Origin of the sequence: Veillonella sp. 20925_1_51, from assembly GCF_041431445.1 — a bacterium.
Classification (GTDB): domain Bacteria; phylum Bacillota; class Negativicutes; order Veillonellales; family Veillonellaceae; genus Veillonella; species Veillonella nakazawae.
Window position 1 is genome coordinate 149,270 of the sequence record NZ_JAPVXT010000001.1, and the last position, 15,102, is coordinate 164,371.

General features: G+C 38.0%; 12 protein-coding genes. All 12 read left to right on the forward strand.

Features of this window, described 5'->3' with window-relative positions; translation table 11 throughout:
- The first annotated feature begins 186 nt into the window (after positions 1-186).
- The 12 genes from O3607_RS00695 to O3607_RS00750 all read left to right on the forward strand — a co-directional run bounded on the left by O3607_RS00695 (position 187) and on the right by O3607_RS00750 (position 15,095).
- Positions 187-1,533, forward strand: a complete 1,347-nt coding sequence (locus O3607_RS00695) for a M18 family aminopeptidase (RefSeq protein ID WP_371443185.1) — start codon at positions 187-189, stop codon at positions 1,531-1,533.
- A gap of 285 nt (positions 1,534-1,818) precedes the next feature.
- Entirely contained in the window at positions 1,819-5,265 is a 3,447-nt protein-coding gene (locus O3607_RS00700; RefSeq protein WP_156719731.1) for a pyruvate carboxylase, read from the forward strand.
- 199 nt (positions 5,266-5,464) lie between these two features.
- The gene (gene nrdR / locus O3607_RS00705) at positions 5,465-5,941 is read left to right on the forward strand and encodes a transcriptional regulator NrdR (RefSeq protein ID WP_024065834.1); all 477 of its coding nucleotides are present in this window, start codon (positions 5,465-5,467) and stop codon (positions 5,939-5,941) included.
- 25 nt (positions 5,942-5,966) lie between these two features.
- A complete protein-coding gene (locus O3607_RS00710; RefSeq protein WP_371443186.1) occupies positions 5,967-6,893 on the forward strand; it encodes a dipeptidase in 927 nt (308 codons plus the stop codon).
- Positions 6,893-7,462 carry a D-sedoheptulose 7-phosphate isomerase gene (gene gmhA / locus O3607_RS00715; RefSeq protein ID WP_371443187.1) on the forward strand — a complete coding sequence of 190 codons (570 nt, stop codon included), beginning with the start codon at positions 6,893-6,895 and terminating at the stop codon, positions 7,460-7,462. The genes O3607_RS00710 and gmhA overlap by 1 nt, the downstream gene beginning before the upstream one ends.
- Before the next feature lie 96 nt (positions 7,463-7,558).
- Entirely contained in the window at positions 7,559-9,037 is a 1,479-nt protein-coding gene (rfaE1, locus tag O3607_RS00720) for a D-glycero-beta-D-manno-heptose-7-phosphate kinase (protein ID WP_371443188.1), read from the forward strand.
- Complete coding sequence (gene rfaD, locus O3607_RS00725; RefSeq protein ID WP_105085490.1) at positions 9,034-9,999, forward strand: ADP-glyceromanno-heptose 6-epimerase; 966 nt, start codon at positions 9,034-9,036, stop codon at positions 9,997-9,999. Before rfaE1 ends, rfaD begins: the two co-directional genes overlap by 4 nt.
- Positions 9,999-10,493 carry a D-glycero-alpha-D-manno-heptose-1,7-bisphosphate 7-phosphatase gene (locus O3607_RS00730; RefSeq protein ID WP_371443189.1) on the forward strand — a complete coding sequence of 165 codons (495 nt, stop codon included), beginning with the start codon at positions 9,999-10,001 and terminating at the stop codon, positions 10,491-10,493. Before rfaD ends, O3607_RS00730 begins: the two co-directional genes overlap by 1 nt.
- Positions 10,494-10,585: 92 nt before the next feature.
- Complete coding sequence (locus tag O3607_RS00735) at positions 10,586-11,605, forward strand: glycosyltransferase family 9 protein (RefSeq protein ID WP_024066227.1); 1,020 nt, start codon at positions 10,586-10,588, stop codon at positions 11,603-11,605.
- Positions 11,605-12,645 (forward strand): glycosyltransferase family 9 protein, encoded by a 1,041-nt coding sequence (locus O3607_RS00740; protein ID WP_371443190.1) that lies wholly within the window; start codon positions 11,605-11,607, stop codon positions 12,643-12,645. Before O3607_RS00735 ends, O3607_RS00740 begins: the two co-directional genes overlap by 1 nt.
- 4 nt (positions 12,646-12,649) lie before the next feature.
- A complete protein-coding gene (locus O3607_RS00745; RefSeq protein WP_349224311.1) occupies positions 12,650-13,633 on the forward strand; it encodes a 3'-5' exonuclease in 984 nt (327 codons plus the stop codon).
- 70 nt (positions 13,634-13,703) lie between these two features.
- Positions 13,704-15,095, forward strand: coding sequence for an aminopeptidase (locus O3607_RS00750; RefSeq protein ID WP_024066230.1), 1,392 nt, complete (start codon positions 13,704-13,706; stop codon positions 15,093-15,095).
- The last annotated feature ends 7 nt before the right edge of the window (positions 15,096-15,102 follow it).

Consider the following 15,102-nt stretch of genomic DNA (forward strand, 5'->3'; position numbering starts at 1 on the left):
TATGTCATAGTTTGATTATAGTGTGGTTACAAAATATACGAAAAGCCGTCCCCTTTGGGGCGGCTTTTTTGTGATAAAATAAGAGCAGTTAATATATTATTAATGTATATGTTGTAAAATTATACGCAAATGAACTATTCATTGTTTATATACGAATAGCATCATTATTTTACATAGGAGGAATCTATGAAATTTGATAATGAACAGTTATTGAAATATATTGGTGCATGTACATCTCCGTATCATACAGTAGATACAAGTTTACAAATGTTATTGGATTCAGGTTTCACAGAACTTAATTTAGATGATGAGTGGCAATTAGACTCTGGTTCTTATGTAGTTAATGTGTTTGGTACTACTTTGTTTGCCTTTCATATAGGAAAGAAACCAGAACACACATTACGTATTGCCTCCGCACATACGGATTTTCCTGCAATTCGGGTTAAACCAAATCCTATTACATCAGTAAAAGGTTATACCAAGTTAAATGTGGAAATGTACGGTGGCCTCATTGAAAATACATGGCTTGATCGTCCTTTAGGGGCTGCGGGTACTGTGGTATTAAAAGGTGATAATGCTTTTGATGTAGACTCTGTATTGGTTGATACAAAACGTCCTATCGCAATCGTTCCAAACTTAGCTATACATATGAATCGTTCCGTTAATGATGGTGTTAAATTAAATCGTCAAAAGGAAATGCTTCCTATATTAATGATGGATCGTAAGGAAAAGGATAATTCTAGTAAATCTTTAAATGATCTCAACAATCCAAGCCTATTCCCAGAGTCTAATATTCAATACGATGAGTGGACTACGTTCTTGGCTGATGAAGTCAACTGTGATCCATCTGAAATCTTATCTTATGAAATGACATTATACCCAACAGAACAAGGCTGTGTATTAGGGACTGAAGGCGATTTTATTAGTGCGCCTCGTTTAGATAATTTAACATCTTGCTTTGGTGTACTTTCAGGGATTATTCAGGCTCGTAAGGCTAATGCTGATGGTGTACGTTGTGCTATTCTCTTTGATAATGAAGAGGTAGGGAGTCGTACTAAACAGGGCGGAGCAGGTATGCTTTTACCAAACCTTATTAAACGAGTATATGATGCATTAGGATATTCTAATCAAGAGATGGATAGTTTCATTTCAAAAGGATTCATGATTTCCTCTGATGTAGCACATGGTTTGCATCCAAATTATCCTGAAAAAAATGATATCACTAATATTCCTACACTTAATAAAGGGGTGGCTCTAAAAATAGCATGTAGCCAATCCTATGCCGGTGATGCCAAAGCTATTGCCATTGTTAAAGGTTTGTGTGATGAAGCTGAGGCCAACTACCAAATTTATGTAAATCGTTCTGATATACCTGGTGGATCTACAGTTGGGTCTATTTCATCTGCTATGTTACCGATGAGAACAATGGATGTGGGCTTACCATTATTAGCGATGCATTCTGCACGGGAATTAATGGGTGCAAATGATCAAGAACAACTCAATCGATTAATGAATCATTTCTTAGGTGATTAATAACGTAGGATATAGAATTAGTTCGATGTGCATCGATAAAAGACATATGAGTTTTTGTCATGTACAGCAAATAATGTATTTTATGATTTCGTAATTAATATAATCCTTTAATTATGTGGAAAATATTGTATAATAGTTATATGTAATTATGAATATAATGCTCATCACAAAAAATGATGAGCTATCCAAATATATTATTTTGACTATAAGTATAGGAAATATTCATATATTAATAAAATTGAAAGCTGATAGTTCACATTAGTGGAAGCTAGTAGGAGGCAATACATGAGAAAAATTAAATCCGTATTGGTTGCCAACCGTGGTGAGATCGCAATCCGCGTGTTCCGTGCATGTAATGAAATGGGTATTAAAACTGTAGCCATTTACTCTAAAGAGGATACATTATCCTTGCACCGCAACCAAGCTGACGAAGCCTATCTCGTAGGGGAAGGTAAAAAACCAGTTGAAGCATATCTTGATATTGAAGATATTATCCGTATTGCAAAAGAACATGATATTGATGCTATCCATCCAGGTTATGGTTTCTTGTCTGAAAACGAAGAGTTCGCTCGTCGTTGCGGTGAAGAAGGTATCATCTTTATCGGACCTCATGTAGAACATTTAAATATGTTCGGTGATAAGGTTAATGCTCGTGCACAAGCTAAATTGGCAGATATCCCAATGATTCCAGGTTCTGATGGGGCATTGCGTGATTTTGAACAATTAGAAGAATTTGCAAATACTCATGGTTTCCCATTGATGATCAAAGCCGTAAATGGCGGTGGCGGCCGTGGTATGCGTGAGGTTCATCGTAAAGAAGATCTTCGTGATGCATATGATCGCGCAAAATCTGAAGCGAAAGCTGCCTTTGGCGATGATGATGTATATGTAGAAAAACTTATTGTTGAACCTAAACATATTGAAGTACAAATCTTAGGTGATGAACATGGTAATGTAGTTCATTTACATGAACGTGATTGCTCTGTACAACGTCGTCACCAAAAGGTTGTTGAAATGGCTCCAGCTTTTGCATTGCCATTGGAAACTCGTAAAGCCGTATGTGATGCAGCTGTAAAAATCATGAAGAATGTTGGCTACGTTAATGCGGGTACTGTAGAATTCTTGGTAACTGCTGATGGCTCCTTCTATTTCATCGAAGTTAACCCTCGTATCCAAGTAGAACATACTGTAACAGAAATGATTACAGATATTGATATCGTTCATTCTCAAATCCGTATTGCTGAAGGTTATGACTTACATAGCCCAGAAGTAGGTATTCCAGCACAAGATGAAGTTCCTTGTAAAGGTACTGCAATCCAATGTCGTATCACTACAGAAGACCCTAAAAATAACTTCATGCCTGATACAGGTAAAATCTTGGCATATCGTAGCTCCGGTGGTTTTGGTATCCGCTTAGACTCTGGTAATGCTTTCACTGGTGCCGTAGTAACACCTTACTATGATTCCTTGCTTGTAAAAGCGACTGCATTCGGTCCTAACAACGAAGAAACTATTCGTAAAATGCTTCGTTGTTTAAAAGAATTCCGTATTCGTGGCGTTAAAACTAATATTCACTTCTTGATTAACGTTCTTGAAAATCCTGAATTCCAAAGCGGTAACTACACTGTTAACTTCATTGAAGACCATCCAGAATTGTTTGAATTAAAACCAGACCGCGATCGTGGTACTAAATTATTACGTTACATTGCTGACGTAACAATCAATGGCTACTCTGGTGCAGGTCCTCAAGTGGTACCTGATTTTGAACCAATTCAAATGCCATCTGATTTAGATGTATCTCCAGCAGCTGGTACAAAACAAAAATTTGATGAATTAGGACCAGAAGGCTTCAGTAAATGGTTATCTGATCAAAAACAAGTATTCTTTACAGATACAACATGGCGTGATGCTCACCAATCCTTATTTGCTACACGTTTACGTACCATTGATATGGCACGCGTAGCTGGTCGTGCTGCAAAAGGTGTTCCTAACTTATTCTCCTTGGAATGTTGGGGTGGTGCTACATTCGACGTATCCTATCGTTTCTTACATGAAGATCCATGGGAACGCTTACGTATGTTCCGTCGCGAAGTGCCTAATACATTACTTCAAATGCTTATTCGTGGCGCTAATGCTGTAGGTTACACATCTTATCCAGATAATGTAGTTCGTCAATTTATCCAACGTGCTGCTGCTAATGGTATTGATGTATTCCGTGTATTCGATAGCTTAAATAGCCTTGATAATATGCATGTAGCTATTGATGAAGTTCGTGCACAAAACAAAATTGCTGAAGTAGCATTGTGCTATACAGGGGATATTCTTGATAGCAACCGTCCTAAATACAATTTAGACTACTATGTAAATATGGCTAAAGAGCTTGAAAAAGCGGGTGCTAATATTATTGCTATCAAAGATATGGCTGGTTTATTGAAACCTCAAGCTGCTTATAATCTTGTATCTGCTTTAAAAGATGCTGTTACTGTACCGATTCATTTACATACACATGAAGGTTCTGGCAATGCTATCTATTCCTATGGTCGCGCTGTAGATGCTGGTGTAGACGTTATCGACTTAGCATACTCTGCATTTGCTAATGGTACATCTCAACCTAGCATGAACTCCATGTACTATGCATTGAGTGGACATGAACGTCAACCTGAAATGAACATTGATTACATGGAAGAAATGTCGCATTACTTTGGCAGCATTCGTCCTTACTACAAAGGTGTAGATAAAGCAGAAGCATATCCTAACACTGAAGTATATCAACATGAAATGCCAGGTGGCCAATATTCCAACTTGCAACAACAAGCTAAGATGGTAGGCCTTGGTGATCGTTGGGCTGATATTAAGAAAATGTACCACCAAGTAAATATGATGTTTGGTGATATCATCAAAGTAACGCCTTCCTCTAAAGTTGTAGGTGATATGACATTGTACATGGTACAAAATAACTTGACTGAAAAAGATATTTACGAAAAGGGCGATGTATTAGACTTCCCTCAATCCGTAGTTGAATTCTTTGAAGGTCGTCTTGGCACTCCATACCAAGGATTCCCTGAAGAGTTACAAAAAATTATCTTGAAAGGTGCAAAACCAATCACAGTTCGTCCAGGTGCAGTATTGCCTCCAACAGACTTTGAACATGTTCGCAATGAATTGAGTGAAATGGGTGCTCAAACAACTGATGAAGATATCAGTGCATACTGCTTGTACCCTAAGGTTTACCAAGATTACAATAAATTTAAAAAAGACTTTGGTAATGTATCTGTACTTGATACTCCAACATTCTTCTTCGGTATGAAACGGGGCGAAGAAATTCAAGTAACTATCGAAAAAGGTAAAACACTTATCATCAAAATGAACGGCTTATCTGAACCAGATGAAGATGGTAACCGTATCGTATTGTTCGAGTTCAATGGTCAACCTCGTGGTATTAAAGTTCATGATAAACATGCTAAGACTACTGGCGTTGTTCGTCGTAAAGCGGATGAATCTAACCCTGGTGAAATTGGTGCTACATTGTCTGGTTCCGTTGTTAAGATTCTCGTTAAAAATGGTCAATCTGTAGCTAAAGGTGAGCCATTGATCGTTACAGAAGCGATGAAGATGGAAACAACAATTACTGCTCCTATCGATGGTATCGTAGAAGAAATCCTAGTTCGTGAAGGTAGCCGCATCGAATCTGGCGACTGCTTGCTTCGCGTTGAAGATGCTCCTAAACGATAGTTAGAATAGTAGATAAAATTAAAAATATTATTTCTAAAGTATTTCATAATATAAAATGCTCTAGAATAATGGAAGAATCCCTAGGAAATCCTAGGGATTCTTTGTATTTTAAAGGCTTTCATGGTACTATATATAGTAGAGAAAATGGGCGTATTATGCACTATTTTAGAGTGATTATTAGAAAAAGGAGTAGTAACAGATGAGATGTCCTTATTGCCAACACACAGACACGAAGGTAACAGACTCTAGAACGACTGATGAAGGTAATAGTATTCGCCGTCGCCGCGAATGTATCAATTGTGGCCGTCGCTTTACTACCTATGAAATTATAGAAGAAGTACCACTTATGGTATTAAAGAAAAACGGACGTCGTGAATTATTTGATCGCGGTAAATTATTAAATGGTCTATTGCGCTCTTGTGATAAACGTACCGTACCAATGTCTGTGATGGAACAAGTAGTGAATGATGTAGAGCGCGATATTCGTAATGAAATCAATCAAGAGGTAACTACTGATCGTATAGGTGAACTTGTATTGCAACAATTAAAAGATATCGACCAAGTTGCATACGTTCGCTTTGCTAGCGTATATCGTAAGTTTGATAATATTGATAGCTTTATGGAAGAACTGAAAGCATTAAAAAAACTAGATGCTAAAAAACCAAAACGCAATTAATTACTAATAGTATATGTGAGGCTTTATGATAGATTTACACTGCGATACGATTATGAAGTTAATAGATTATCCTAGTAATGGAGATTTGTATCGTAATACTTGGAAAATCGATATAGAAAAATTACAAAAGGCTCACAGCAAGGTGCAGGATTTTGCATTATTTATCAATCTTGGTGAGACAAACGATCCTTATAGTCGTTATGAAGCGATGCGTAATTTATGTACATCACAAATTCATCACTATGGAGAGCACATACAACATGTGCTCTCTTATCAAGATGTAGAGTCTGTATATGAGACTGGTAAGATTGGAGCTCTCATGTCTATTGAAGAGGGCGGCGTACTAGGTGGTGACTTAGATAAACTTAAACAAGCTTATCAAGATGGGGTTCGACTTATTACGCTTACCTGGAATTATCCAAATGGACTGGGTGAGCCACATTGTGGTGAGCAGCATAAAAAATTAACATCAAAAGGCGTTGAATTTGTAGAGGCTATGCAAGATTTAGGGATAATCGTCGACTGTTCTCATCTAAATGATGCTGGTACTGAGCAACTAGGAGATATTTTAGATGTACCATTTGTAGCATCACACTCCAATGCGCGTGAAGTTACAGCCCATACTAGAAATCTACCAGATAATTTGATTAAGCTTATTGCTAATAAGGGTGGTGTTATAGGCCTTAACTTTGCCCAATCTTTTTTAGGTACATCACCGGTAAGTCGAATTGAAGATATCGTAAAGCATGGCTTATATCTCATCAATAAAGGCGGGGAGGATGTTGTGGCATTAGGAACCGATTTTGATGGTATTAAGCCGGATACAGAAATTAAAGACACTTCTGAAATGTATCGATTATACGATGCATTTAAAGAAGCTGGTTTATCTGTGGAACAATGTGAAAAATTATTCTGGAAAAATGCAGATAGACTGTTAAAGGAGATTTTATAATGACTGATTTAAATCCAATCATTGCAGATCGTTTTACGGAGCATTTGGAAGTCTTTGGCAAGACAATGGAGCATATGGATACCATTCAAGAGATTGCATATCGCTGTAAGGCGGCTTTAGAGAATGGCAATAAAATTTTGTTCTGTGGGAATGGTGGTTCTGCTGCTGATTCTCAACATTTAGCAGCAGAATTGATTTGTCGCTTTAAAAAGGAACGACGCTCTTTAGCGGGTATTGCATTGACTACTGATACATCTGCATTAACAGCTATTGCGAATGACTATGATTTTGAATCTGTTTTTGCACGTCAAGTAGAGGGCTTAGGCCGTACAGGTGATGTTCTCATCGGTATTTCTACATCTGGGAACTCCAAGAATGTTGTGAAAGCTGCAGAAATGGCTCGTTCTATTGGTATGCATACCATTGCTTTCACCGGTGAAGACGGTGGGAAACTAGCTGAATTATGCGACATTACGTTGGCTATTCCAAGTAATGTGACAGCTCGTATTCAAGAAATGCATATATTGGCTGGACATATTATGTGTGAGATTATTGAAGAAGATTACTAACCGTTACGGTCTTATTTATAAATAGATACATGTTTGATGCCAAGTATTTTATGTAAGTCGTTATGCATGTATATTGTGGTAAGGAATAGGTGGACTATGATAAATACTACCATTAATCAGTTTTTAACAAAGCAACTGCCAAACTTGAAGATTGCCGTTGTTGGCGATGTGATGGTAGATCGTTATGTTTTTGGTGATGTAAGTCGTATTTCTCCAGAAGCACCGGTTCCTGTTAACCGAGTGTCAAAAATGAAAGAGGTTCTTGGTGGGGCTGGAAACGTTGCATCTAACTTGTCTAATTTAGATTGTAAGGTATACCTCGGTGCACTTGCTGGTAATGATGACCATGGTCGCCTATTGCAACATTTACTTGATGCCGACAAAATCGATACAACTGGTTTAATTACAAGTGATGACCGTTCTACCATTACAAAGATGCGCATCTTGGGTGATCGTCAGCAAATGATGCGCCTTGATTTTGAAACGATTACAGATTTAACAAGTGAGGAAGAGGAACGACTGTCTGCTTGGCTAGAAAATCTATGTAAGACTGGTATCAATGGTATTGTTGTATCTGACTATGGCAAAGGCGTTTGTACACCAACATTGCTTAAAAAAATCTTTAGTTTAGCTAAGGAGTATGGCGTACAAACCATTGTAGATCCTAAAGGTTCAGACTGGTCTAAATATAATGGTGCCACCTGCATTACACCGAATGTAAAAGAACTAGGTGAATGTGTAGGTCATAAGTTAGCTAACGATGATGCTACCATCGTAGAGGCAGCTAAGTCAGTACTGGCTAATGTTGATTTAGAATATATTGTGGCTACACGGTCTGCAAAAGGGATTACTGTTATTGCAAAGGATGGACGCACATGGCATAATCCGGCTACACAACAAGAGGTATTCGATGTAAGTGGTGCAGGCGATACGGTTGTATCTATGATGATGACATGCCTTGCCAGTGGTCTATCTATGCGTTTGGCATTACATATCGCAAATGGTGCTGCTGGCATTGTCGTATCTAAGGTGGGCACATATCCAATCCACCGATCTGAACTATTGGATTTATGGCATTCTTTTAAGCATAGTGTTCAATCTAAACCTTTATACACAAAAGAAGAGATGAAGCAGCTTATTGCACAATGGCAAAACAAAGGTGAAACTGTTGTGTTTACTAATGGTTGTTTTGATATTCTTCATCGCGGACATATTACGTATTTACAAGAGGCGGCTCAGTTAGGGGATCATTTAATTATTGGATTAAATTCCGATGATTCTGTTAGACGCCTAAAAGGGGAAACGCGTCCCATCGTACATGAAGAGGATAGAGCAGCATTATTAAGCGCATTGCGTTGTATCGATGGTGTGGTGTTATTCGAAGAGGATACACCAGCTGAACTATTAGCTTATTTACGTCCTAATACGCTTGTTAAGGGCGGCGATTATAAAATAGAAGACATTATTGGGCGTGAGTCCGTAGATCATGTAGAGGTGCTTTCATTTAAAGAAGGTTATTCTACATCAGATATTGTAGGGAAAATAGCTACTATGGCTAAGGAGGGTAAATTATGATTATCGTAACAGGCGGTGCTGGTTTTATTGGCAGTAATATTGTGAAAGCGTTAAATGACCGCGGTCGTACAGATATTCTTATTGTTGATGACCTTACAGATGGTCGTAAAATCCGAAATATTCAAAATTTAGAATTCTTGGATTATATCGATTGTGAAGATTTTGATTGTGCTATTGCTGATGGTACATTTGATGTAGGTCCTATTGAAGTAGTATTCCATGAAGGTGCTTGTGCGGACACAATGGAATATAACGGCAAATATATGATGAAGAACAACTATGAAGGTTCTAAAAATCTATTCCACTATTGCCAAGACCGTCGTATTCCATTTATCTATGCATCCTCTGCATCTACCTATGGTAATGGTACTAATGGTTTCGTAGAAAAACCAGAAGCCGAAGAAGCTCTCAATCCATATGCGTACTCTAAATTGTTATTCGACCGTTATGTGCGTAAATATGAAGGTGAGTATACAGCGCAAGTTGTAGGCTTACGTTACTTTAATGTATATGGGCCTAATGAAGCTCATAAAGATAAAATGGCTTCCTTAGTTCGCCAAATGTTCTACAAAAATAAAGAAACTGGTATTATCAATCTATTTGAAGGTACAGATGGCTACGAAGATGGTGGTCAAACACGTGACTTTATCTATGTTAAAGACGTAGTTAATGTAAACTTCTATTTCTGGGAACACCCTGAAATTTCTGGTACTTTTAACTGTGGTACAGGTAATGCTCATAGCTTTAACCAATTTATGCAAGCTGTTATCGACTACAACGGTAAAGGCAAAATTGAATACATTCCGTTCCCAGAGGTATTAAAAGGCAAATATCAAAGCTTTACAGAGGCTGATACTACTAAATTGTTGGCTGCTGGTTATGATAAAGGGTTCCATAAAATGGAAGATGCTGTTAAAGAATATTGTGAACTACTCGATAATAACGAAGGGTATTTACGTTAATGCGCAAGGTATTATTTTTAGATCGCGATGGTGTTATCAACAAAGATGTTAGCTATCTATACAAAATTAGCGATTTAGAGTGGGTAGATGGAGCTAAAGCGGCATTGGCTTATGCGTATAGCAAGGGCTATGATCTCATTGTAGTGACTAATCAAAGTGGAGTAGCTAGAGGTTATTATAAGGAATCTGATGTTCAGATTTTACATGATCACATGGCTCAAGAACTAGATCGTAGTGGGGCACCAATTTTACATTTTTATTATTGTCCTCACCATAAAGAAGGCTCTGTTCCTCTTTATGCCGTTGATTGTGAATGTAGAAAGCCAAAGCCTGGTATGATTAATCAAGCTATTAAGGATTATGATGTAGACCCTAAAAGTAGTTTCCTTATTGGCGATAGTCAGCGCGATGTTGATGCAGCAGAAGCGGCTGGTGTAAAAGGCTATCTATTTACAGGTACAAATTTGTTAGATTTTATTAAGACTATTATTTAGCTCATTATTTATTTTACGCTTACTTTAGAGTAAATCAGATTCAACGGTGTTATGAGGCTTTTTAGTTGTGGTGTTGTATTTTGGGAGGCTATATGAAAGATTACAAGAATATACTCATCATTAAGATGAGTTCTTTAGGTGATGTAATTCATGCATTGCCTACCTTGTATGCAGTGCGTAAAAATTGGCCTAATGCGCATATTACATGGGCTATTCATGAACAATTTGAGAGTCTCCTACCTGGTAAACCATGGGTAGATGATGTAATCATTATCGACAAGAAACAACTTAAAAAGCCTGCTTATTTATGGCAGTTACGTAAGGATTTACATAGCCGTCATTTTGATATGACTTTAGACCTTCAATGTATTGCAAAGAGCGCCATTGTATCATTATTATCTGGTGCGCCTGAAAAATATGGCTACTGGGAACTTCGTGAAGGCAGTAATTTAGTTAATAAAGCACTTGTTGGTGAACATAAATACGATCATGTTATCGAACGATACCTCGATACCGTACGTGCTCTTGGAGGCGATGTAGAAGGCGTAGAGTTTCCTATGCCTGCTTATGTGGAGGCGGAGAAGTCCGTTAAGCATAAGTTACAATCTCATGGTGTAGAAGATGAATATGTAGTAGTTGTACCAGGTGCTCGCTGGATTGTTAAGGAATGGCCACTTCTTAACTTTGGTGAGCTATGTATCCGCTTATGTGAATCAGGTAAAAAAGTAGTTATTGCTGGTGCTCCAGATGATGCAGAAAAAGGAGCTTTCATAGAAAACTATGTGAAAAATAAGAATCTCATTAACCTAGTGGGATCTACATCCATGCCAGAGCTAATTGAGTTGATTCGACACTGTGAAATTTTCATCAGTGCTGATACGGGCCCTTTGCATATTGCTAATGCTCTGAAGCGGCCTTTGATTGCATTATTTGGAACCACATCTCCAAAACGAACTGGTCCATATGGAGGGAGTCATGTACATCTTATTATTTCACCTACATCAAAGGCTACACCTGAACAGCCATTAGTAGATGATCCTGATTGTATGGCTCAAATTCCTGTAGATGCTGTGTGGTCTGTATATGAGCAAGTAATTGGAAAGGAACTATAATGGAACTTGATTATAAACGCATTGTGGTCACCTTTCTCATGCACTTAGGTGATGTTATTTTAACGACTCCATTCTTAGAGGTGCTACGTAAAGCGGCTCCACATAGTCATATTACATATGTAATAGATGAAAAACTGCAACAAGTGATGCAATATAATCCAAATATTGATGAACTTATCGTTGTAGATAAAAAGGGGCGTCATAATAGTATTTCTGGGCTCAATGAGATAGCTCGAGAGATTAATGCAAAGGATAAACCTGATATCGTTATCAATTTACATCCTAATGAACGTACTTCCTATTTAGCCTGGAAGATTCATGCGCCCATTACGACTGGTATGAGTCATTTTTTATTTAGACCGTTTATGACAAAGTATACCCGTCTAGACCGTAAAACTCGCCACGCTGCAGATATGTACATCAATGTACTAGAACAATTAGGTGTAACGGATATTTCTAACTCTGGTTTACATATTGAAACTTGTGAGGCCTGGCGCCGTGAGGCTCAGGAGTTCTATGCTAGTCATGGTTTAACAGATAGTGATACGCTCATCGGTTTTAATATTGGTAGTGCTGTTCCTGAGAAACGCTGGCCTGCTGAACGATTTGCCCATGTAGCTGATTATTTGGGTCATTTAGGGTATAAAACAGTATTCTTTGGCGGCCCTATGGATCTCGAAATGGTGCAACCTGTAGTAGAACAAATGGAAACGAAACCGATTGTGGCTACCGGAAAATTCCAGTTAGGACCGTTGGCGGCGGCAATGAGCCGCTGTAATCTATTGATTACAAATGACTCTGGTCCTATGCATGTGGCCATCAGCCAAAAGGTGCCAATTGTGGCGCTTTACGGTCCATCAAACCCATTCTTTTATGGTCCGTACCAAGCTCATGCTATCGTTCTTGAAACGATGGACTCCTATGAGGTTGGTAAAAGCATGAAGAAGATTATTAAAGAAGGAAATTACAAAGGTTTGTCCGTAATTTCTGAAGAACAGGTCATTAAAGCAGTGGAAACGTTGCTTTCAGAATCAAAATAAACATATGAACTATATTGTATTTGATTTAGAGTGGAATCAACCCTATAGCAATGACATTAGCTTTATGAAGCGCACAAAAATGCCACTAACAGGGGAAATCATTCAAATCGGAGCGGTAAAACTGAATGAAAAGATGGACATTGTAGATCATTTTACAATGTTCATCAAACCACAATACCTGCCACGGATGCATAAACATGTCCGTGAATTGACAGGTATTACATCACGAGAACTCGATCATGGTGTGCCCTTTAAGACGGCTATGCAGCACTTTCAAAACTGGTGTGGTGATGAGTATATGTTGTTATCTTGGGGGTCTGATGACATTCTCATATTGCGTGAAAATCTAATGCTTCATAGGATGAAAGCTTTATCTTATGATCAATGGGTAGATGCACAGATGATTTATGCTTATCAGCGATATGGTACGAGTCAACAGTATTCTGTGGCTCATGCCATGGAGGACCTAAATATATCTACGGAGCATTTATCTGCTCATAATGCATTACATGATGCTGTATTTACGGCTCATATATGTCAAAAGCTAGATATACAACAAGGTATTTTACATTATGATCTAATTCGAAAGGAAAGTAGTAATCCTTTCTTATATCCACCAATTTTAACGTTCTTTATGTATGAGAACTTTCCTGAAAAGAAGCGCATTGTTCATGATAGAAGGGTTCGATTATCATTCTGCCCGTATTGTCAGACCCGCTTGGAAATGATGCGACCAGAACGATTGCAAGGTGATAAGCATCTCGCTATAGGCGTTTGTCCTAAACATGGCGATTTTGCAGTGCAACTTAAAGTTGGAAAATATACGATTAAGTCCGGTAGTACTAAATTCTACGTTACAAAGGTATTAACGCATTGTACGGACGAAATTCGTTCTCTATATACTCAGAAGTCTGAAATTAATCGAGAGAAAGAGCGAAAATATTTGGAATTTCGCCGGGCGGAACTTGAAAAGGACCGCCAAAAATAATTTTATTAATTCCTGTTCACATCTATAGTTTCTTAATTATTAGCTTGTGAGCATTTAGAAAGGATAGATTATGGAACGCAAATATGCATGGCATAATTACGACGATGCCACTATGGAAAAGGTATATGCCTTAAGTGATACATATCGTCAATTTTTAGATAATGGTAAAACAGAACGTGAATGTGTTGTACAGGCCGTTGAATTTGCAGAAGCAAAAGGATATGTAAATTTAAAAGATATTATTAAATCCAATACGCCAATTAAAGCAGGAGACAAGCTTTATTACACACATATGGATAAATCCATTGCTTTATTTAATATTGGTACTGATGATATTGAATTGGGTATGAATATCTTAGGTGCTCATATTGACTCTCCACGTATCGATGTAAAACAAAACCCACAATATGAAGATAGCAATCTTGTATTTTGGGATACTCATTACTATGGAGGCATTAAAAAATACCATTGGGTTGCGATGCCTCTTGCTATTCATGGCGTTGTAGTAAAAACAGATGGTACTCGTATCAACATCAATATTGGGGATAACGAAAATGATCCTGTATTCTGCATTACAGACTTGTTACCGCATTTGGGACAAGAGCAAATGCAAAAGAATGCAGCTAAGGTAATTGAAGGGGAAGCCCTTGATTTACTCATAGGCAGTCGTCCTGTAAAAGATGAAGAAAAAGAAGGGGTTACTAAATTTATTAACAACCTTCTTGAAAAAGAATATGGCTTTGTAGAACGTGATTTATTATCTGCGGAACTCGAAATCGTACCAGCAGGCAAGGCTCGTGATATGGGCTTTGACCGCTCCATGGTTATGGCCTATGGACAAGATGATCGCGTATGTGCGTATACATCCTTAGTAGCTATGCTTGAAGTAGACAATGTTAAACGTACTACTTGTTGCTTGCTTGTAGATAAAGAAGAAATCGGTTCTGTAGGCGCCACTGGTATGCAATCTCGTTTCTTTGAAAATGCAGTAGCAGAAGTTCTCACACTTATGGGTAAACCTAATTCTGTAAGTGTACGACGGACCTTGGAAAATTCTCGTATGTTATCCTCTGATGTTAGCGCTGGCTATGATCCTTTATATGCATCTGCATTCGAAAAGAAAAATGCATCTTACTTAGGTATGGGGGTTGTATTTAATAAATTTACAGGCTCTCGTGGTAAAGCTGGTTCTAATGATGCCAATGCTGAATATATGGGCTTTATTCGTCGTGTTATGGAATCTAACAATGTAACATATCAAACTGCAGAGCTTGGCAAGGTTGATCTCGGCGGTGGTGGTACCATTGCTTATATCATGGCCTTATACGGTATGAATGTTATCGACTGTGGTGTGGCTGTGCTTAGTATGCATGCTCCATGGGAGGTTACATCCAAGGCGGATATTTACGAGGCTAAACAATGCTATGTGGCATTCTTAAATGCAGCTGATGAATCAATCTAAAATTATG